The sequence below is a fragment of the Streptococcus massiliensis DSM 18628 genome, from assembly GCF_000380065.1.
In the GTDB taxonomy this organism is placed as follows: Bacteria; Bacillota; Bacilli; order Lactobacillales; family Streptococcaceae; genus Streptococcus; species Streptococcus massiliensis.
In genome coordinates this window covers 63457-83539 of the sequence record NZ_KB904365.1, presented here as the reverse complement: position 1 = coordinate 83539, position 20083 = coordinate 63457, and the positions used below count along the sequence as shown (strand labels likewise).

Annotated in this window: 19 protein-coding genes; 15 read left to right on the top strand and 4 right to left on the bottom strand. The window is 42.0% G+C overall.

From position 1 onward, the window contains the following. Nucleotides 1-16: 16 nt before the first annotated feature. The 7 genes from ftsZ to ileS all read left to right on the top strand — a co-directional run bounded on the left by ftsZ (nt 17) and on the right by ileS (nt 7456). On the top strand, nt 17-1276 hold the full coding sequence (ftsZ, locus tag A3I3_RS0101020) for a cell division protein FtsZ (RefSeq protein ID WP_018370881.1): 1260 nt from the start codon (nt 17-19) through the stop codon (nt 1274-1276). 2 nt (nt 1277-1278) lie between these two features. Further along, a complete protein-coding gene (locus A3I3_RS0101015; protein WP_018370880.1) occupies nt 1279-1950 on the top strand; it encodes a YggS family pyridoxal phosphate-dependent enzyme in 672 nt (223 codons plus the stop codon). Nucleotides 1951-1959: 9 nt separating this feature from the next. After that, nucleotides 1960-2553 carry a cell division protein SepF gene (locus A3I3_RS0101010; RefSeq protein ID WP_018370879.1) on the top strand — a complete coding sequence of 198 codons (594 nt, stop codon included), beginning with the start codon at nt 1960-1962 and terminating at the stop codon, nt 2551-2553. After that, the gene (locus tag A3I3_RS0101005) at nt 2553-2816 is read left to right on the top strand and encodes a YggT family protein (protein WP_019231855.1); all 264 of its coding nucleotides are present in this window, start codon (nt 2553-2555) and stop codon (nt 2814-2816) included. The genes A3I3_RS0101010 and A3I3_RS0101005 overlap by 1 nt, the downstream gene beginning before the upstream one ends. Next, nucleotides 2813-3607, top strand: coding sequence for a YlmH family RNA-binding protein (locus A3I3_RS0101000; protein WP_018370877.1), 795 nt, complete (start codon nt 2813-2815; stop codon nt 3605-3607). The genes A3I3_RS0101005 and A3I3_RS0101000 overlap by 4 nt, the downstream gene beginning before the upstream one ends. A 9-nt stretch (nt 3608-3616) precedes the next feature. Next, nucleotides 3617-4408 carry a DivIVA domain-containing protein gene (locus tag A3I3_RS0100995; RefSeq protein ID WP_018370876.1) on the top strand — a complete coding sequence of 264 codons (792 nt, stop codon included), beginning with the start codon at nt 3617-3619 and terminating at the stop codon, nt 4406-4408. A 249-nt stretch (nt 4409-4657) separates the two neighbouring features. Next, complete coding sequence (gene ileS / locus A3I3_RS0100990) at nt 4658-7456, top strand: isoleucine--tRNA ligase (protein ID WP_018370875.1); 2799 nt, start codon at nt 4658-4660, stop codon at nt 7454-7456. A gap of 84 nt (nt 7457-7540) precedes the next feature. Here the strand turns inward: ileS and A3I3_RS0100985 are convergent, their stop codons facing one another. After that, on the bottom strand, nt 7541-7951 hold the full coding sequence (locus A3I3_RS0100985) for a MarR family winged helix-turn-helix transcriptional regulator (protein WP_018370874.1): 411 nt from the start codon (nt 7949-7951) through the stop codon (nt 7541-7543). 63 nt (nt 7952-8014) lie between these two features. Here A3I3_RS0100985 and A3I3_RS0100980 point away from each other — a divergent pair, with 63 nt between their 5' ends. Then, nucleotides 8015-8455, top strand: coding sequence for a GNAT family N-acetyltransferase (locus A3I3_RS0100980; protein ID WP_018370873.1), 441 nt, complete (start codon nt 8015-8017; stop codon nt 8453-8455). Between the two features lie 18 nt (nt 8456-8473). Here A3I3_RS0100980 and A3I3_RS0100975 read toward each other — a convergent pair whose 3' ends face one another. Together A3I3_RS0100975 and A3I3_RS0100970 are read right to left on the bottom strand one after the other, a co-directional pair. Further along, nucleotides 8474-8773 (bottom strand): DUF1827 family protein, encoded by a 300-nt coding sequence (locus A3I3_RS0100975; protein WP_018370872.1) that lies wholly within the window; start codon nt 8771-8773, stop codon nt 8474-8476. A 111-nt stretch (nt 8774-8884) separates the two neighbouring features. After that, the gene (locus A3I3_RS0100970; protein ID WP_018370871.1) at nt 8885-9334 is read right to left on the bottom strand and encodes an NUDIX hydrolase; all 450 of its coding nucleotides are present in this window, start codon (nt 9332-9334) and stop codon (nt 8885-8887) included. A 164-nt stretch (nt 9335-9498) separates the two neighbouring features. Between A3I3_RS0100970 and A3I3_RS0100965 the strand changes: the two genes are divergently transcribed. Continuing rightward, nucleotides 9499-11460 carry a peptide ABC transporter substrate-binding protein gene (locus tag A3I3_RS0100965; protein WP_018370870.1) on the top strand — a complete coding sequence of 654 codons (1962 nt, stop codon included), beginning with the start codon at nt 9499-9501 and terminating at the stop codon, nt 11458-11460. Nucleotides 11461-11503: 43 nt separating this feature from the next. On the opposite strand, the gene A3I3_RS0100960 is transcribed toward A3I3_RS0100965, so the two are convergent. Further along, a complete protein-coding gene (locus tag A3I3_RS0100960) occupies nt 11504-13756 on the bottom strand; it encodes an ATP-dependent Clp protease ATP-binding subunit (protein ID WP_018370869.1) in 2253 nt (750 codons plus the stop codon). A gap of 376 nt (nt 13757-14132) precedes the next feature. Here A3I3_RS0100960 and A3I3_RS0100955 point away from each other — a divergent pair, with 376 nt between their 5' ends. From A3I3_RS0100955 to galT, 6 genes are all read left to right on the top strand, one after another. Continuing rightward, nucleotides 14133-14363, top strand: coding sequence for a DUF1797 family protein (locus A3I3_RS0100955; RefSeq protein WP_018370868.1), 231 nt, complete (start codon nt 14133-14135; stop codon nt 14361-14363). 129 nt (nt 14364-14492) lie between these two features. Further along, on the top strand, nt 14493-15344 hold the full coding sequence (locus tag A3I3_RS0100950; RefSeq protein ID WP_018370867.1) for a bifunctional methylenetetrahydrofolate dehydrogenase/methenyltetrahydrofolate cyclohydrolase: 852 nt from the start codon (nt 14493-14495) through the stop codon (nt 15342-15344). Continuing rightward, the gene (locus A3I3_RS0100945; protein ID WP_018370866.1) at nt 15345-15923 is read left to right on the top strand and encodes a DUF459 domain-containing protein; all 579 of its coding nucleotides are present in this window, start codon (nt 15345-15347) and stop codon (nt 15921-15923) included. 443 nt (nt 15924-16366) lie between these two features. After that, nucleotides 16367-17230 (top strand): NAD(P)H-hydrate dehydratase, encoded by an 864-nt coding sequence (locus A3I3_RS0100935; RefSeq protein ID WP_018370864.1) that lies wholly within the window; start codon nt 16367-16369, stop codon nt 17228-17230. Nucleotides 17231-17323: 93 nt separating this feature from the next. Continuing rightward, nucleotides 17324-18502 (top strand): galactokinase, encoded by a 1179-nt coding sequence (locus A3I3_RS0100930; RefSeq protein ID WP_018370863.1) that lies wholly within the window; start codon nt 17324-17326, stop codon nt 18500-18502. 9 nt (nt 18503-18511) lie between these two features. After that, nucleotides 18512-19987: a UDP-glucose--hexose-1-phosphate uridylyltransferase gene (gene galT, locus A3I3_RS0100925; protein ID WP_018370862.1), complete on the top strand. Its 1476-nt coding sequence runs from the start codon at nt 18512-18514 to the stop codon at nt 19985-19987. The last annotated feature ends 96 nt before the right edge of the window (nt 19988-20083 follow it).

Here is a 20083-nt window from a genome sequence, read left to right as displayed (position 1 = left end):
GGAGAAATAGAACAAGATGACATTTTCATTTGATACAGCAGCTGCTCAAGGAGCGGTGATTAAAGTTATCGGTGTAGGTGGCGGCGGTGGCAATGCCATTAACCGAATGATTGCAGAAGGTGTTGCAGGTGTTGAATTTATCGCTGTAAATACCGATGTTCAAGCTCTTAGCAGTTCAAAAGCAGAAACTGTGATTCAGCTTGGTCCAAAATTAACTCGCGGTCTTGGCGCAGGAGGTCAACCTGAGGTTGGTCGTAAGGCAGCTGAGGAAAGCGAAGAAGTATTAACAGAAGCTCTGACAGGAGCAGATATGGTTTTCATTACTGCTGGTATGGGCGGTGGCTCTGGTACAGGTGCGGCACCAGTTATTGCACGTATCGCTAAAGGGCTCGGTGCATTAACTGTGGCAGTTGTTACTCGACCATTTGGTTTTGAAGGAAGCAAACGTGGAAACTTTGCTGTTGAAGGAATTAACGAGTTGCGCGAGCATGTGGATACTCTGCTCATTATTTCAAACAATAATTTGCTTGAAATCGTTGATAAAAAGACACCACTTCTTGAAGCCCTAAGTGAAGCCGATAATGTTCTCCGTCAGGGAGTTCAAGGGATTACCGACTTGATTACTAATCCAGGATTGATTAACCTTGACTTTGCTGACGTAAAAACAGTTATGGCAGACAAAGGGAATGCCCTTATGGGGATCGGTATTGGCAGTGGTGAAGAGCGGGTTATGGAAGCTGCTCGTAAAGCTATCTACTCACCACTTCTTGAAACTACCATTGATGGTGCAGAAGATGTTATCGTCAACGTAACTGGTGGTCTTGACATGACTCTTATTGAAGCAGAAGAAGCCTCTGAAATTGTCAATCAAGCTGCTGGTCACGGCGTAAATATCTGGTTAGGGACTTCAATTGACGAAAACATGAAAGATGAAATCCGCGTAACAGTTGTTGCAACTGGTGTTCGTCAGGATAAGGTTGATAAAGTTAGCGGTGTCCGTTCAGCACGTCCAAGCCGTCCGTCAGAAGGTCGTCAGGAAGTTCCGACAAGCACTTATGACCGAAATTTTGATATGGCTGAAAATGTTGAAATGCCATCTCCAAGTCGTCCTCGACCAACCAATAATCAAGGCTCTGCATTTGGAAATTGGGATTTGCGACGTGAGAACATTGTTCGTCCAACTGAACCAGCATCATCTGTTAGCGTTGAACGTTACGAAGATCATTCTTCTGACGATGATGAATTAGAAACACCACCATTTTTCCGTAATCATTAAGAATGGATTTACAAGCCAATAAAGAAAAAGTTTTCAATGAGGTGCTTGCGGCTAGTTTAGCCGCAGGGCGATCTCAAGATACTGTGAAAATCATTGCAGTTACTAAATATGTGGATAGTGAAATTGCCAAAAAGTTAATTGCTACAGGGGTTACTCATATTGCTGAGAACCGAGTAGACAAATTTTTGGACAAGTACCATACTTTAGCTGGTCAAGGTATAACTTGGCACTTGATTGGAACCCTCCAGCGTCGCAAAGTTAAGGAAGTTATTAACTACGTAGATTATTTTCATGCGCTTGATTCAGTTAAATTAGCTGAAGAGATTGACAAACGTGCAGAACATGTGGTAAAGTGTTTTTTACAAGTCAATATATCGGGCGAGGAAAGTAAACATGGTTTTGCAGTTGAAGAACTTGATGAAGTTCTCAAACTGATGAAAACTTTCAAGCATATCCGATTGGTCGGTTTGATGACCATGGCTCCGATTGATGCAACTGAGCAGGAATTGAATGAAATTTTCAAGCAAACTCAAGAGCTTCAACAAACATTACAGAAGAAACAGATAGAAAACATGCCTTTTTCTGAACTAAGCATGGGAATGAGTCGTGATTTTGCACAAGCAATCGCACATGGCGCAACCTTTGTTCGTATCGGAACAGCATTTTTCAAGTAGGGAAGAAATATGTCGTTAAAAGATAGATTTGATCGTTTTATTGATTATTTTACAGAAGATGAAGATGATATGGTGATGCAAGAGCAGGCGAGTACACCTCAACCAACAGTGGTAAATGCACAGCCTAAATCAGCTCCTGTAGCAACGCCAACTCGCCCAGTAAGAGAGCAATCTACTCCAGTAGCTGAGCCAGTGCGTTCGGTAGCTCAAAGTAAGCCGACTCCTGCAGCTAGTAAGGAGAATATTACTCGTCTTCACGCTCGTCAGCAAGAATTGGCACAACAGCATCCAATCACTGAAAAGAAGGTTACAATTGATGTACGTTATCCTCGTCATTACGAAGAAGCTACAGACATTGTTGATTTGTTGATTGCCAACGAGAGCATCTTGATTGATTTCCAATACATGACAGAAGTTCAAGCTCGTCGTTGTTTAGACTACTTGGATGGAGCGCGTTATGTTTTGGCTGGTAATCTGAAGAAAGTTGCGAGTACTATGTACCTGTTGACACCAATTAATGTAGTTGTAAATATTGAAGATATCCAACTTCCAGATGGCGTGCAGATCAGTGATTTCGGCTTTGATATGAAACAAAGATCATGATGATTTTATTATTTCAGATTTTGTATTATTTCATCCGCATCTATTCTCTGGTTTTAATAGTGTATGCACTTCTATCGTGGTTCCCAGGAGCTTATCAGTCTTCAATAGGACGGCTTGTTATTTCACTTGCTGAGCCTGTTCTGAAACCGCTGAGACGTCTGCACCTGCAGTTTGCAGGTTTAGATTGGACCGTTTGGGTAGCCATTCTCTTGCTTAATGGATTGACAGAATTTCTGATTCGTCTCTTTGCAGCGTTCTTATGAATAATAGAGATAAGGAAATCTATCAGCATTTTAGTAACGAAGACCGTTCTTTTATAGATAAGGCGTTTGAGTGGCTAAATCGAGTAGAGGATAGTTATCATTTCTTTGTAACTCCATTTCTTAATCCTCATCAGGTTAGGATTCTCCAAACACTCGGTAATCATATGCAGATAAATATTTTTGCTAGTTCAGAAATTTGGGCAACCGAAAATGCAAGAGTCATTGTTGCTCCAGACTACTATGTGTTAGATGAGAATGATTTTGAGATGGATTTACTAGAAATTGCTTATGCTAAGAGATTTAATCGGCTGCATCACAATCAGATTTTAGGAACGTTGATACACCATTTAGGGATTGAACGTTGGACTTTTGGAGATATCTTGGTAGCAGATACGCAAGCGCAGTTGGTAGTAGACCGCCGCTTTAGCCAGTATTTTATTGATCATATCTCTAAAATTGCAAAGGTTCCAGTTAACCTGAAAGTTGTTCCATGGACAAAGATGTTGAAAATAGGGACTTCGGCTAAAACGATAAATGTATTATCATCAAGTCTGCGTTTGGATAAGATTGTGGCCAGTGTTTTTAAGCTTTCTCGCAACAATGCAGCAGCACTTATATCAGGGGGAGCTGTTAAGGTTAATTACACAGTGGTAGATAACGTCAGTTATCTACTGAACTTGGGAGATATGATAAGTGTGAGGAGATTTGGACGAGCTCGTTTGATTGAAAATAAGGGATTGTCCAGAAATAACAAGCATAAATTAACAGTGGAAGTACTAGTCAGTAAATAAGGAGAAAAAATGGCAATTACAGCATTAGAAATTAAAGATAAAACTTTCGCAAGCAAATTCCGCGGCTATGATGTTGATGAAGTAGATGAGTTCTTAGACATCATTGTCCGTGATTTTGAAGATTTGGTTCGTAGTAATCATGACAAGGATGCGCATATTCGAAATCTTGAAGAGCGTTTGAACTACTTTGATGAGATGAAAGATTCTCTTAGTCAGTCTGTTTTGATTGCACAAGATACGGCAGAAAAAGTAAAAACAGCTGCTAATGATCAGGCAAATACAGTTCTTCGTCAGGCTGAGCAAGATTCACAACGTCTACTTGAAGAGGCGAAATATAAGGCAAATGAAATTCTTCGTCAAGCGACAGATAGTGCCAAAAAGGTAGCTGTGGAGACCGAAGAGTTGAAAAACAAAACGCGTATTTTCCATCAACGTCTCAAATCTACAGTGGAAGCACAATTGGCAATTATCAATTCATCTGAATGGGAAGAAATTCTTCGTCCGACAGCCACTTATTTACAAACTAGTGATGAGGCATTCAAGGAAGTTGTCCAAGAAGCGCTTGGTGAGGCTGTTTTGACAAATGAGGAAGATACAGTTGATGTAACCCGTCAATTCTCACCAGAAGAAATGGAAGAATTACAAGAGCGTATCGCTCAAGCCAACAAAGAACTTTCCGAGACTTTGTCTTATAAAAATTTGAATCAAGAGATCAATGAAGCAATTGAAGCAAATCGAGAAATTGAAGGAGAAGATCATTCTCCAACAGAGCCGGCTAAAGAGGCCATTGATTTATTATAAACTGTAAAAACACGAGGCTGACAAGATATTTCTAGCGAGCAGGTGAGGGTGGAAGTCCTGCAATCCCTTTTGTCAGACTTATCATTTTACAAAATCTAGGCTGAAGCAAGTAAGTCTAGACGTCTAGCTGACGTTACCGGCTAAGAGGAGAAAGAACGTTTGTTTTTTCTCGAACGAAGGTGGTACCACGAGTTTTCGTCCTTTTAGGAACTCTGGTGCTTTTTTATATTTTTAAATGCGAGGATAGAAATGAAATTAAAAGAAACGCTCAATCTAGGCAAGACCGCCTTTCCCATGCGGGCAGGGCTACCCAACAAGGAACCAATCTGGCAAAAAGAATGGGATGAGGCAAAATTATACCAAAAGCGGCAAGAATTAAATGAGGGCAAACCTCACTTTACGCTGCACGACGGCCCTCCTTATGCTAACGGAAATATCCATGTCGGCCATGCTATGAACAAAATTTCCAAAGATATTATTGTTCGTTCCAAGTCAATGTCTGGTTTTTATGCGCCTTATATTCCGGGTTGGGACACGCACGGGCTGCCGATTGAGCAAGTTTTGGCTAAAAAAGGAGTCAAGCGCAAGGAGCTCGACCTGGTTGAATATCTTGGCATGTGTCGGGATTATGCGCTTAGTCAGGTAGATAAGCAGCGCGAGGACTTCAAGCGTTTGGGAATTTCTGGCGACTGGGACAATCCTTATGTGACCTTGACGCCAGATTATGAGGCTGCTCAAATTCGTGTCTTTGGCCAAATGGCTAAAAAGGGTTACATTTACCGCGGCGCCAAGCCTGTTTATTGGTCTTGGTCATCTGAGTCTGCTCTTGCTGAAGCAGAAATTGAATATCATGATTTAGTTTCGACCTCGCTTTACTATGCCAATCGCGTCAAAGACGGCAAAGGCTTGCTCGATAGAGACACATATATCGTGGTTTGGACGACGACACCATTTACGGTGACAGCTTCACGCGGTTTGACTGTCGGTGCAGATTTTGACTATGTGGTGGTTAAGCCTGAAAATGATGAGCGAAAATTTGTCATCGCCGCTGACCTTTTGAATAGCTTGGCTGAGCGTTTCGATTGGGAAAATCCTCAAGTTCTGGCAACCTATCGCGGTGCGGAATTCAATCACATCGTGACAGAGCATCCTTGGGATGAAGAAGTAGATGAATTGGTGATTCTGGGGGAACACGTAACCCTTGATTCTGGTACAGGGATTGTCCACACGGCGCCGGGATTTGGTGAAGACGACTATAATGTCGGGGTAGCGAATGGACTGGAAGTAGCTGTGACGGTCAACGAACGCGGGATTATGATGGACAATGCTGGTTCTGACTTTGCTGGACAATTCTATGATAAGGTCACGCCAACAGTCATCGAGAAACTAGGCTCGCTTCTTCTTGCGGAAGACGAAATCAGCCACTCCTATCCATTCGACTGGCGGACGAAAAAGCCAATCATCTGGCGGGCAGTGCCGCAGTGGTTTGCCTCTGTTTCCAAATTCCGTCAGGAGATTTTGGACGAAGTCGAAAAGGTCAAATTCCATTCTGAATGGGGCAAGGTGCGCCTTTACAATATGATTCGCGACCGCGGTGACTGGGTCATCTCTCGCCAGCGTGCTTGGGGTGTGCCGCTGCCAATTTTCTACGCTGAAGACGGGACGCCGATTATGACCGAGGAAACGATTGAGCACGTAGCGCAGCTATTTGAAGAGCATGGCTCTATCGTCTGGTGGCAACGCGAGGCAAAAGACCTCTTGCCAGCAGGATTTAGCCACCCCGCTTCGCCAAATGGCGAGTTTGTCAAGGAAACAGACATCATGGATGTTTGGTTCGACTCTGGTTCGTCCTGGAATGGTGTGGTGAGAAATCGCCCAGAATTGACCTACCCAGCCGACCTCTACTTGGAAGGCTCCGACCAGTACCGTGGTTGGTTTAACTCCTCGCTCATCACTTCAGTCGCGTCAAACGGCATAGCTCCTTACAAGCAAATCCTGTCACAAGGTTTTGCCTTGGACGGTAAGGGCGAGAAAATGTCTAAATCGCTGGGCAATACCATTCTTCCGAGCGATGTAGAAAAGCAATTCGGTGCTGAAATCTTGCGGCTCTGGGTGACTTCTGTCGACTCAAGCAACGATGTGCGGATTTCAATGGATATTCTCAGCCAGGTTTCTGAGACCTATCGTAAAATCCGTAACACCTTGCGTTTCTTGCTGGCCAATACTTCTGACTTTGACCCGAGAGAAGACGCGGTTGCTTATGACGAGCTGCGCTCGGTAGACAAGTACATGACTATTCGCTTCAATCAGCTAGTAGCGACCATTCGCAAGGCCTATGAAAATTTTGAATTTCTGACCATTTACAAGGCGATTGTGAATTTTGTGACGGTCGACTTGTCTGCCTTCTATCTGGACTTTGCCAAGGACGTCGTCTATATCGAAGGGGCTAAGTCGTTGGAACGCCGCCAGATGCAAACTGTTTTCTATGATATTTTAGTAAAAATCACGAAATTGTTGACGCCAATCCTGCCGCATACAGCAGAGGAAATCTGGTCTTACTTGGAGCACGAGGCTGAAGACTATGTTCAGCTGGCTGAATTGCCAGAAGCCCAAACCTTCCCAAATCAAGAGGAAATTTTGGACACTTGGTCTGCCTTTATGGATTTCCGTACGCAAGCGCAGAAAGCCTTGGAAGAAGCGCGGACTGAAAAAGTAATCGGTAAATCCTTGGAAGCTCACTTGACGGTCTATCCAAATGAAGTTGTGAAAACCTTGCTTGAAGCGGTCAATAGCAATGTGGCTCAGCTTCTCATCGTTTCGCAATTAACCATTTCAGAAGAAGCGGCTCCTGCGGATGCTCTGGCTTTTGAAGATGTCGCCTTTCAGGTGGAGCATGCGAGCGGTCAAGTTTGTGAGCGTTGCCGTCGCCTTGATGAGACAGTTGGTAGCAATCCAAATCCGCATTTAGCAACTGTCTGCGACCACTGTGCAGCGATTTTGGAGGAAAATTTTGCTGAGGCAGTAGCAGAAGGCTTTGAAGAAAAATAAAAAATCAACTCCACTTTCAGGTGGAGTTTGTTTTTGGATAATAGTTGCAAACGCAACTAAAATGTGTTAAAATAAAGAGAAGGTTTAAAAGGATTTGAAGCGAGCCAATAATTGCGTCAGCTGCATTTTTTCCAGAGGAGTCAAGTCAAGCAGGGCTCTTTGCGTGTAATCTTCTTCAAAGGTCAAAAGTTGATTATAGATGTCTAGAGCCGCCTCTGTCGGATAGAGATGCTTGAGCTTTTTGTTATTAGAAGCCAGTTCCTTTTTAATCAAGCCCTTGTCCTCTAGTTTTCTAAGGGCGCGGCTGATTGTCGTCTTGTCAATTTGGAGCATGTTTGCTAGAGCGGACTGGCTCAGCCCTTCATTTTCAACGATGCGGGTCAGATAGAGAAAAAGATTGTTATCAAGCCCAAACTGGCTGGCTCTTTTATTCATAGCAAGCATGGCCTGTCTGGAAATCGTTCCTAGCTGTCTAAAAATGTCTAATGATGTCATCATTACCTCTTGAAATAGTTGTATTTGCAATTATTATATAATATTTTTTGAAAGGAAACAAGTATGTGGTATAGGAAGAAATTAGCTGAGTTGAACGTAGAGGATTTTTATCAGATTTTAAAATTGCGGATTGATACCTTTGTGGTGGAGCAGGAGCGGATTTACCATGAGCTGGACGATAAAGATTTGGCTGCTCTGCATATTTTCCATAAAAATGCGTCAGGGCAAGTGGATGCCTATGCCCGGCTGTTTGAGGAAAATGAACATCTTGTTTTTGGTCGCGTGGTGACAGCTCAAGCAGCTCGTGGTCAAGGCTTGGGCGGTCGTTTGATTGAGCAAATCTTGGAAGAAGCAGCTAGGGAAAGCAAGGATATTCACATCGAAGCGCAGGAGCAGGTGGTCGCCCTCTATGAAAAGTATGGCTTTGAAGCGGTAGGAGAGCCCTTCATTTTTGAGAGTACGCCGCATTTAGCCATGATTTATCAGCAGAAAACAAAAAAATAAGCTAGCTTAGCTTATTTTTTATTTGATAGGAATGGAAATTTCAATCAATTTATCGGAATAAAGAGTTCTAATTCCTTCATTGTCAATAGCTTTTGTATCAATTTTACGCTTGAGGAAGAAATTACGAATCACTTCTACTTCCTTTTCTCGAATAGCGCGATGATGATTTGAAATCAAAATTTCATAGTGGCTAGGTGCCTGAGTGAAAACTACATCAGTATTGCCAGCCGAGTAGGTCTCTACTAAAGAGGCATCGGTACTCTCTAATTGGCTTTGGACAAGTTTCGAGTGGCTATTAGTCGTGTTAATGAGTTTCATAAGCATTCCTCCTGATAGGTGTAAGATGATCATTAAATGATCTTACACATTTGCACCGTCTTCTAAGTTAAGTTCATTATAGCACTTTTTTAGAATTTATGAAACTATCTTTTAGCAGATATGTTCATTTTTCCACATTTTTACACCCCATTTGTGACTGCCTCTTTTTAAATGCTCTATTGCCTCATCAACAGGAAACCAAGCAAGGTTGTTAAAGTCTTCTAAAGGTTTTTGAGCTTGCTCAAAAGCAGTTACCTCATAAATATAAGCAGGATTGTAAAAGTGAGTATCACGGTGGCTAGAATAAAAATACTCATCGGCCTGACCGTAGTACTGTCCGATTTGCGCCGTAAAGCCCAATTCCTCAATCAATTCGCGTTTAAGTGCTGTCAGTTGGTCTTCATCTGCTTCAATCTCGCCGCCGGGTAAAAACCAAGCGCCGTTGGGCGCTTGCACCAGAATGATTTTTTCCTTATGAGTGTCGGGAATGACGGCATAGACGCCGTAGCGATTCTGATAAGGTACACCTTCTACTTTTTTACCAAAGGTAGGAATGGTCATAGTTTTCTCTTTTCTACATTTGTTTACTGGTATTATAGCAAAAAATATACAAAAAGCCCACATAAAATTTATTTTTATTTATATAGTTGACCAAAAAGAATTGAAATTTTTCAAATATTCGTTATAATAGATTATGTCAATCAATGATTTTATGGAGGACTATTATGAAAAAATCAGTGAAATGGTTTGCTGTAGCAGGTGTTACTCTTGCTTCAACAGTTTTACTTGTAGCTTGTAGCGGTAATAGCAAGAGTGCAAGTAGTATTTACTCTTATGTTTATACAACTGAGCCAGATACTTTAGACTATCTGAACACCACTAAAGCAACAGTGTCAGAGACAGTATCACAAGGTGTTGATGGGCTTTTGGAAAATGATAAATATGGGAATTTAGCACCATCGCTAGCTGAAGATTGGACAGTATCTAAAGATGGTCTGACCTATACTTATAAGATCCGCAAAGGTGCTAAATGGTACACTAACGAAGGTGAAGAGTATGCAGCGGTGAAAGCTCAAGATTTTGTTGCAGGGCTTAAACATGCAGCTGACATTAAATCTAGTGCTCTCTTCCTTGTGCAAAACTCTATCAAGGGGCTAGATGCCTATGTCAAGGGCGACGATAAAGATTTTAGTCATGTTGGAATTAAAGCAGTTGATGATCAGACGATTCAGTATACTTTAAATCAGCCAGAAAGTTTTTGGAATTCTAAAACTACCATGGGAATTCTTTATCCGGTTAATGAAGAATTTTTGAATTCTAAAGGTAAAGATTTTGGTAAAGCAGGAGACCCGACTAGTATCCTTTACAATGGACCATTCCTTCTCAAAAATATGACTTCTAAATCTGTCATTGAGTATAGCAAGAATGAACATTATTGGGATAAGGACAAGGTTAAGATTGATGGCATCAAATTGTCTTACTATGATGGTCAAGATGTAGAAACATTAATTCGTGGTTTTGGTGATGGTGCCTATTCTCAAGCGCGGGTTTTCCCAACCAGTTCAAACTATGCTTCTGTCGAAAAGAAATATAAGAACAATCTCTTTTACACAGCCCAAAGTGCAGATACCGCTTTTAATTACTTCAATGTAAATCGTCAAAGCTACAGTCATACGGCTAAGACGACGGAAGCACAAAAAACTTCTACGCAAAAAGCAGTACAAAATAAAGATTTCCGTCAAGCTATCAATTTTGCTGTTGATCGTACGGCCTATGCAGCACAGGTGAATGGTAAAGAAGGGGCTAGTCATATTCTTCGGACATCGCTGGTACCTACAAATTTTGTCCAAGTAGGTGATAAAGATTTTGGACAAATTGTTGATGAAAAACTTCCTACTCTTGGCGATGAGTGGAAAGGGGTTAGTCTGGCAGATGGTCAAGACAATCTTCACAATGTAGATAAGGCTAAAGCTGAGTTTGCTAAAGCCAAGGAGGCTCTACAAGCAGAAGGAGTTGAATTCCCAATTCACCTCGATGTACCTGTATCACAAAATGCGCAAGATTTGGTACAGAGAGAAAGCTCTTTTAAACAATCCGTTGAAGAAGCTTTGGGTAAAGAAAATGTTGTAGTTGACTTGAATATGATGTCAGAAGATGACTATAACAATGTCGGTTTCTTCGCAGAAACACCTGCACAAAAAGACTATGATATGTATGGTTTGGCTTGGTCGCCTGACTATGCTGATCCGTCTTCTTACTTGGATATCTTTAGTCCTAAAAATGGGAATAATCTTAAAGAGTTAGGACTAGGAGAAAAAGATACCGAGCTAATTAATAAGGTAGGACTCAATGACTACCAAACACTCTTGGACGATGCGAATAGTGAAACAACAGATATTGCTAAACGCTATGAAAAATATGCAGCGGCACAAGCATGGCTGTCAGATAGCAGCTTGATATTGCCACTTTATTCTAGTGGTGGTGCTCCAGGAGTTCAAAGAAAAGTGCCATTTGTAGAATCTTTTGCTTTGGTAGGGAACAAAGGGAAAAATTACTACAAATATGTAGAACTTCAAAAAGATCCAGTGACAACCAAAGAATACGAAAGTGCTCGTAAGAAATGGTTAGAAGAAAAAGCTAAGTCCAATGAAGAATATCAAAAAGACTTGGAAAAACATGTGAAATAATTAAAAAAATCAACCCTGATAAAATTAGGGTTGATTTTTATGTTTATTCAATGACTTCCGTTTGGACATCTTCTTGATCCACTTTTTTAGCTGATTTGATGATGATTTTTCCATTGCTAGTCATGACTGCCTTGAGATCTTTCTCGCTTGGATTTTCGAGATAGAAGTCGGTAATGGCGTCTTCGATATGCTCTTGAATGGTACGGCGTAGCGGACGCGCCCCCATTTTAGGGTCATAGCCGAGGTCGACCAGTTTTTCTTTTACTTTTTCGGTCACATCGAGATGAAGTCCGTTGCTAGACAGACGCTCGTTGACGTCTTCTAGCATGAGGTTGACGATTTGCAGGAGATTTTCCTTGCTGAGGGCGCTAAATTCGACAATGCCGTCAAAGCGGTTCATAAATTCTGGACTGAAGAAGTTGTTTAACTCACCCAAGACGGAATTGGTTCGACCTTCGCGTGCAGCACCAAAACCGACGCTGGCTTCCATTTTACCAGTTCCAGCATTAGAAGTCATGATGATAATGGTATCTTTAAAGCTAACTGTCCGACCTTGTCCGTCAGTCAAACGACCGTCATCCAGCACCTGCAAGAAGGTGTGCATGACATCTGGGTGCGCTTTTTCGACCTCATCCAAAAGAATGAGCGAGTAAGGATTGCGGCGGACGCGCTCGGTTAATTGCCCCGCTTCTTCATAGCCAACATAGCCTGGAGGTGCTCCGACTAACTTCGCCACGCTGTGTTTTTCCATGTATTCGCTCATGTCAAAGCGAATCATGCTGTCAGCAGATCCGAAGAGCTCGATAGCCAGTTGCTTGGAGAGTTCCGTTTTTCCGACACCAGTTGGTCCGACAAAGAGGAAGCTACCGATTGGACGATTGGGACTGCCGAGGCCGACACGGTTGCGGCGAATCGCCTTAGCGATCTTATCTACAGCGGCGTCCTGCCCGATGACGTGAGTTTTCAAGTCATCGGGCAGATGAATTAGTTGGGATTGTTCTTTTTCTTTGAGATCACCAACAGGAATATTTGTCTTTTGTTCGACGATAGCTTCAATTTCTTTTTCGGTGATGATGGGGGTATCTTGCTCATCAACCTTAGCATTTTGCATTTCTTTGTATTTGGCAATTTGGTCACGGAAATAAGCGGCTTTTTCGTAATCTTCGTCACGTGTTGCTTGTGCTTTGAGATTTTCAGCTTCAATCAAGCGTTGATCAATCTCTTTAGGATCAACAAAGTTAAGAGTCAAGTTCATCTTAGAGCCAGATTCATCCAAAAGGTCAATCGCCTTGTCTGGCAAGAAACGGTCTTGGATATAACGGTTGGATAGAACAGCAGCTGCTTTGATTGCTTCATCGGTATAGCGAACGTGGTGATAATCTTCATAACGCTTTTGAATCCCTTTGAGGATAGTAATCGTTTCCTCCACTGTTGGCTCATCAACCTTGACAGGCTGCATACGGCGCTCCAGAGCGGCGTCTTTTTCGATGATCCGGTATTCGTTGAGCGTGGTCGCCCCGACCAGCTGCAATTCGCCTCGAGCTAGGGCAGGCTTTAAGATATTACCAGCATCCATATTGCCATCACCAGCAGAACCGGCGCCGACAATTTCGTGAATTTCATCAATAAAGAGGATAACATCTTCACGTTCACGGATCTCTTTCATGAGTTTTTGCATTCGTTCTTCAAATTGACCGCGAATGCCCGTTCCTTGAACCAAACTAACCACATCTAGGCGGATAACTTGCTTGTTACGAAGTTTTTGTGGTACGTCCCCGTCAACAATCTTTTGTGCTAATCCTTCAACAACGGCTGTTTTTCCGACACCAGGTTCGCCAATCAAGACAGGGTTATTTTTGGTTCTGCGGTTGAGAATTTCAATCACGCGCGTGATTTCTTCGTCGCGTCCGATGACCGGATCAATATCACCACGACGAGCAATGTCAGTTACATTAATTCCAAACTCTTCCAAAAGACCATTAGGTTGTTTGGACGTTTGTTGGGCATTCATTGAACCCGAACCTCCACGGTAACCACCATTTCCGCCACCAGATTGTGTTGGAGGTGTCTGTGATTCTTGAGGAGTCTGGAAATTTCCTAAGTTATTAAAGAAGTCACTAAAAGGATCGCTTGGCGTGTTGCCCAAATTGGTCATACCACCTAGAAGTGAATTGTTGGGGTCGGTTTTCATAATTTGGTAGCAATTTTGACAGAGGTCAACTTGTTGCTTATGACCATTGACATTTGTATACAGATGAATGGTTGATTCGTTTATTTTACAATTTTGACAAAGCATAGATTTTCTCCTTTACTGAAAGATAAGAGGTCATAAAAATCGAAAGAAAAGATGAGAACAGTTAGAAGTTTAACAAATTTGAGTAAGGATAGAACTCAATTAAAAAACGTTTTTCAGTACACCAGATTTCTTAGGATTTTAGATTTGACACACTTTCTAAGTAGATTTGTTTGACTTAAATTAAAAAGGTCAGAAAAGGTCAAACTACTTATCTACTATTATAGCAGGAAAAATTTACAATGCAAGTAATTGATGTTCACTTTTAACAATTCTTGGAAAAAGTAGTATATTTTTATTAAAATTCAGTACTTTTGCTAGTCTATTGGCTGTGTTTTATGGTAAAATGGAAGAGTACTAAGTAAATAGGAGTAAGAAAATGGAATCACATTTAGTAAGAATAATTAACCGCCTTGAGAGTATGGCGACTGATGGAGGGACTTTGAAACGCAATTTTGAGCGTGATGGTGTTGTAGTGGCCGAGGTTGCCTACAACTATGACGAGGAAAATGGTTCAGTTTTCACCTTGCGTGATGTAGCTGCACATGAAACCTTTACTTTTGACAGTATTGACCTCATTGCAATGGAAATCTACGAGCTCTTATATTAAGTGTAAAGAATGGGCTGGGAGTTAAACTTCCAGTTTTTTTCTTATCTATAACCCTTTATAGAAAAAAGCAAATACTCAAGAGGTCATTTTTTTGGTATAATTTTAGGGAATACAAATAAGGGAGTGTTTATGGCAATCATTGATGGAAAAGCCTTGGCGGAAAAAAAACAAGCGGCTTTAGCAGTGAAAACTGCAAAATTAAAAGAAGAGACTGGGGTGACACCAGGGTTGGTCGTGATTTTGGTTGGGGACAATCCAGCCAGTCAGGTCTATGTCCGTAATAAAGAGCGTTCAGCTCTGGCAGCTGGATTTCGTAGTGAAATTGTACGGCTACCAGCAAGTGTCAGCCAAGAGGAACTCTTGACCCTGATTATGAAATACAATCTAGACCCCACTTGGCATGGTGTGCTGGTGCAGTTGCCCTTGCCAAAACATATTGATGAGGAAGCGGTGCTGCTAGCCATTGATCCTGAAAAGGATGTGGACGGTTTTCACCCAATGAATATGGGGCGGCTCTGGAGTGGGCATCCAGTCATGGTTCCCTCAACGCCAGCTGGAATTATGGAAATGTTTCATGAATATGGAGTTGAGCTAGAAGGAAAAAGCGCGGTTGTCATCGGCCGCAGCAATATTGTCGGAAAGCCTATGGCGCAGCTACTTCTAGCTAAAAATGCGACGGTGACTTTGACCCACTCGCGGACCCACCATTTGGCGAAAATTGCCAAGAGAGCGGATATTTTGGTCGTGGCAATCGGGCGCGGGCATTTTGTGACCAAGGACTTTGTCAAAGAAGGCGCGGTTGTCATCGATGTCGGCATGAACCGCGATGAAAACGGCAAGCTCATCGGCGATGTCAAGTTTGACGAGGTGGCGGAAGTGGCGAGCCTGATTACGCCAGTTCCCAGAGGCGTTGGCCCCATGACCATTACCATGCTCATGGAGCAGACTTATGAAGCAGCTGTCCGGAGTTTAAAAAATTAAATGCGTATTCATATTACAGGAGATAGCTTAGCGGCTCGTTTTGAAGGTTACGAAGAGCCGATTTTAAATTATTTGCTTAAACAAAAGATAGCAAATTTACAAGTTATAAATACAGCTGTTTCAGGCAATAATACTCGCGACTTGTTGGCGCGGTTGGAAGCAGATATCTTGTCTCAGTCGGCAACAGATTACCTATTTCTTTTGATTGGAGCTAATGATTTAGCGACTCATAAGCAGATTCCTTTAGTGGAGTTTAAAGAAAATTTGCTTGAGCTGATTTTACGACTTCGAGAGAAATTTACACATATAAATTTATGTATAATTTCTCCACCACCTGTTGATGAGAGTAAACAGCAATATCGGAAAAATTCAATTATTGAAGAGTATGTGAAAACGATGCAAATGGTAGCTCTTGATACAGATTGTGCCTTTCTCAATCTATACCAGCTTTTTCTCAATCATACTGAAGAAAATTTGATGACACTAATGACGGGGCTAGAAAATGACGGTTTGCACTTCGGGCTGAAAGGTTATCAAATTTTAGCTGATGCTATCTATCAAAAAATTCAATCAGAATAAAAAGGAAGTGGGACAGTTCAAATAGTTCACTGAACTATTTGAAGTTGGAGATGTGGCAAGTGACACTTGCTTCTCTTCCTGTAAAAGGAAAAGTTCGTCAGCTTTTCTTGTTTCTAGGCTGACGTTTACACAGTCCAGTGGACTGTGTAAGGTTGCGGATAAAACAAGCAAAGCTTGTGTCAAAATCCGGAGCCTGTAATGGAGAACAAAGCTTCAAGGAATTCGATGAATGCCTTGAAAGAAGGAGAAGACTGGGAGCGGTTAGCTTGCAGAAAGCAAGTGCAGAGCGAAAGGTTCTTCGACGCGGTTACAGCGTCTTGTACATATTTCGAACAGATTTTCGAGGTTGCAAACTTTTGTTCCAGCCTCTTGATTTTTGGAATGGGGTTTCTAGCTGAAAGCCCTTTTCTTTTGTGGTAAAATAGAGAAAAAGAGGCAAAATCATGAAACAGATAACGGAACAAACAATTTTAAATGAAGTCATTCGGGAGCGCTCTACGGACAGCCATAAGGGCGACTATGGTCGTTTGCTTTTGATTGGCGGGACTTATCCTTACGGCGGAGCTATTATCATGGCGGCTCTGGCGGCTGTTCATAGCGGTGCGGGATTGGTGACGGGGGCGACGGATAGGGAGAATATCCCAGCTCTCCACAGTCATTTGCCTGAGGCTATGGCTTTTGATGTCAAGGACAAGGATAGGTTAGAAGAGCGGATTGCAAGAGCGGATGTTGTTTTGGTAGGGTCAGGTCTGGCTGAAAATGACTTGGGGTTGAAGGTTCTTGAAAACGTACTTGAGCGGGTCAATGAGCAGCAGGTTTTGATTTTGGACGGCGGCGCCATTTCCCTCTTTAGCAAAGCAGCTTTGCCATTTTCCCAAGCCCAAACGATTTTTACGCCCCACCAAAAGGAGTGGGAGCGACTGAGCGGCTTACCGCTTTCTGAGCAGAGTGATACAGCTAACCAAGAGGCGGTCAATCGCTTTGCTCATGGGACGATTGTCGTGCAGAAAAAGCATGGAACAACCCTTTACCAAAGCGGTGCGGCAGACTGTTATCAGCTAGCGGTCGGTGGTCCTTATCAGGCGACGGGCGGTATGGGGGATACTCTGGCGGGCATGATTGCGGGCTTTGCAGGGCAATTTTCTAAGACAAGCCTGCTCAAGCGGGTGCTGGCAGCGACTTACTTGCACTCGGCAATCGCAGACCAACTCTCGCAAAAAGCCTATGTGGTTCTTCCGACGGATATTAGTAAAGAAATCCCTAAATGGATGAAAGAATATAGTGGCACTCCTTACTATAATAAATAAAAATATACTAAAAATTAGTAAATATGCTTGAAAATTTACTAAAAGTGTAGTAAAATGGAACTAAATAAAACGTTTACAAATGGAGGTCATTTTATGGCAAACGAACTTTCAGCAGCACAATTGCGAGTAAATTTTGAGGAAATATTTGGACAAGCGCCAGATCACACCTTTTTCTCACCAGGTCGCATTAACTTGATTGGTGAACATACAGACTACAACGGAGGTCATGTTTTTCCAGCGGCCATTAGTTTAGGAACTTACGGTGCAGCACGTAAACGCGATGACCAAACTCTGCGTTTTTACTCAGCTAATTTTGCAGATAAGGGGATCATTGAGGTTCCTTTACAAAATTTGGCGTTTGAAAAAGAGCATAACTGGACCAATTATCCAAAAGGTGTGCTACATTTCTTGCAGGCAGCAGGTCATGTGATTGACAAAGGTATGGATATCTATGTTTTTGGTAATATCCCTAATGGTTCAGGCTTGTCTTCATCTGCATCTTTGGAACTACTGACAGGGGTTGTTGCTGAGAAACTCTTTGATTTAAAATTAGAACGCTTAGATTTAGTAAAAATTGGTAAACAAACTGAAAATGAATTTATCGGAGTTAATTCTGGTATTATGGATCAATTTGCCATCGGAATGGGAGCTGATGAGCGAGCTATTTATTTGGATACAAACACATTAGACTATGAGCTGGTACCACTGGATCTCAAAGATAATGTTGTTGTGATTATGAATACCAATAAACGCCGTGAGTTGGCTGATTCTAAGTACAATGAGCGTCGCGCTGAGTGTGAAAAAGCAGTAGAAGGATTGCAAGAAAAAGTGGATATTCAAACTTTGGGTGAGCTTGATGAGTGGGCTTTTGATGAATATGCTTACTTAATTCAGGATGAAAATCGACTTAAACGCGCTCGTCATGCAGTTCTAGAAAATCAACGTACTCTCCAAGCCAAGGTAGCTTTAGAAGCTGGTGACCTAGAAAAATTTGGTCGACTTATGAACGCTTCTCACGTGTCTTTGGAACATGATTATGAAGTAACTGGGCTTGAGTTAGACACTCTTGTACACACAGCTTGGCAACAAAAGGGCGTTCTAGGGGCCCGCATGACTGGTGCTGGCTTTGGTGGTTGTGCCATTGCTTTAGTCAATAAAGACGCAGTAGAAGATTTTAAAGTTGCTGTAGAAAAAACTTATACAGACCTTGTAGGCTATGCACCAAGTTTCTATATCGCTGAAGTAGCTGGTGGAAGTCGGGTCTTGGACTAAGGGGAAGCCATGTCGAATTTATTAGATGCCTTTATAACAAGTGTGATTTCTGTTTCATCATATGAAGAATTGGATCGCATTTATCTAAAAAATCGTGTCTTAGCGCTAGTTGGCGAACAGGTATTGACAGTCGAAACAAAAGAAACACAGTTGATTGAACTGAAGGATGAGTTGGTAGCCAATGCTCAAAAAGCTGGGGTGATAGATGATACTATGGCAGCAGCAGATATTTTAGGCGCTCAACTTATGGATTTTATAACTCCGTCACCCAGTCAACTGAATCAATGTTTCTGGCATAAGCATGGCTTTAAGCCACAATTAGCTATTGCTGATTTTTATCAACTTAGCCAGCGGAATGATTATATTAAGCTAAAAGCAATTGCCAAAAATATCGCCTACACGACTCCAACAAAGTATGGCAATCTTGAGATTACTATTAATCTTTCCAAACCTGAAAAAGACCCCAAAGAAATAGCCAAAGCAAAATTGCGTGAGGCAAGTAACTATCCGGCCTGTCAATTATGTATGGAAAATGAGGGTTACCAAGGGCGCCTAGATTATCCTGCGCGCGCGAATCACCGTATCATTCGTTTTAATCTGGGTGAGGAAGAATGGGGATTTCAGTATTCGCCTTATGCATATTTTAATGAGCATTGTATCTTTTTGAACTGCGAGCATGTTCCGATGGGGATCACTCGGACTAGTTTTGAGCGACTTTTGACAATCTTAGAGCTATTTCCGGGCTACTTTGTTGGTTCAAATGCTGGTTTGCCAATTGTTGGCGGTTCCATCTTGACTCATGATCATTATCAAGGTGGACGCCATAGTTTTCCAATGGACAAGGCAGAACTGGAATGTCTCTTTACTTTTGCTGGCTTTGAACATGTGCAGGCAGGTATTGTTAAATGGCCGATGTCAGTCATTCGTTTACGCTCAGCAGACAAGGAAAGTTTGATTGATTTGGCAGATAAAATTCATACGGTTTGGCAAGGTTACTCAGATGAAAGTGTAGGGATTGTGGCAGAAACACAAGGAATTCCTCATCATACAGTCACTCCGATTGCACGGATGCGCAATGGTCAGTTTGAACTTGATCTTGTTCTTAGGGACAATCAAACGTCGAATGAATTTCCAGATGGGATCTATCATCCACATCCTGATGTTCAGCATATTAAAAAAGAGAACATTGGTCTCATAGAGGTGATGGGGTTAGCTATTTTACCGCCAAGACTAAAAACAGAGTTGCAAGAAGTGGAAGACTATCTTTTAGGCAAGTGTGATGCCGTGGCACCAATTCATCAGGCTTGGGCAACAGAACTTAAAGAGTCTCATCCCAATGTAACAGAAGAAACAGTTACAAATATTGTACGTCAATCTGTTGGCCAGATTTTTGCACGTGTCCTTGAAGATGCTGGTGTTTACAAACGTACTGAAGAAGGGCAAGCCGCTTTCATGCGTTTTATCAAGAAGGTTGGCATAAAGTAAATAACAAAATAGTTAAAATTCTTTCATTTACAAAAATTGCTTTGTATTTAAGTTTGTTTTAAGATAAATCTCGTACAATACCCTTTCATTTTGAGG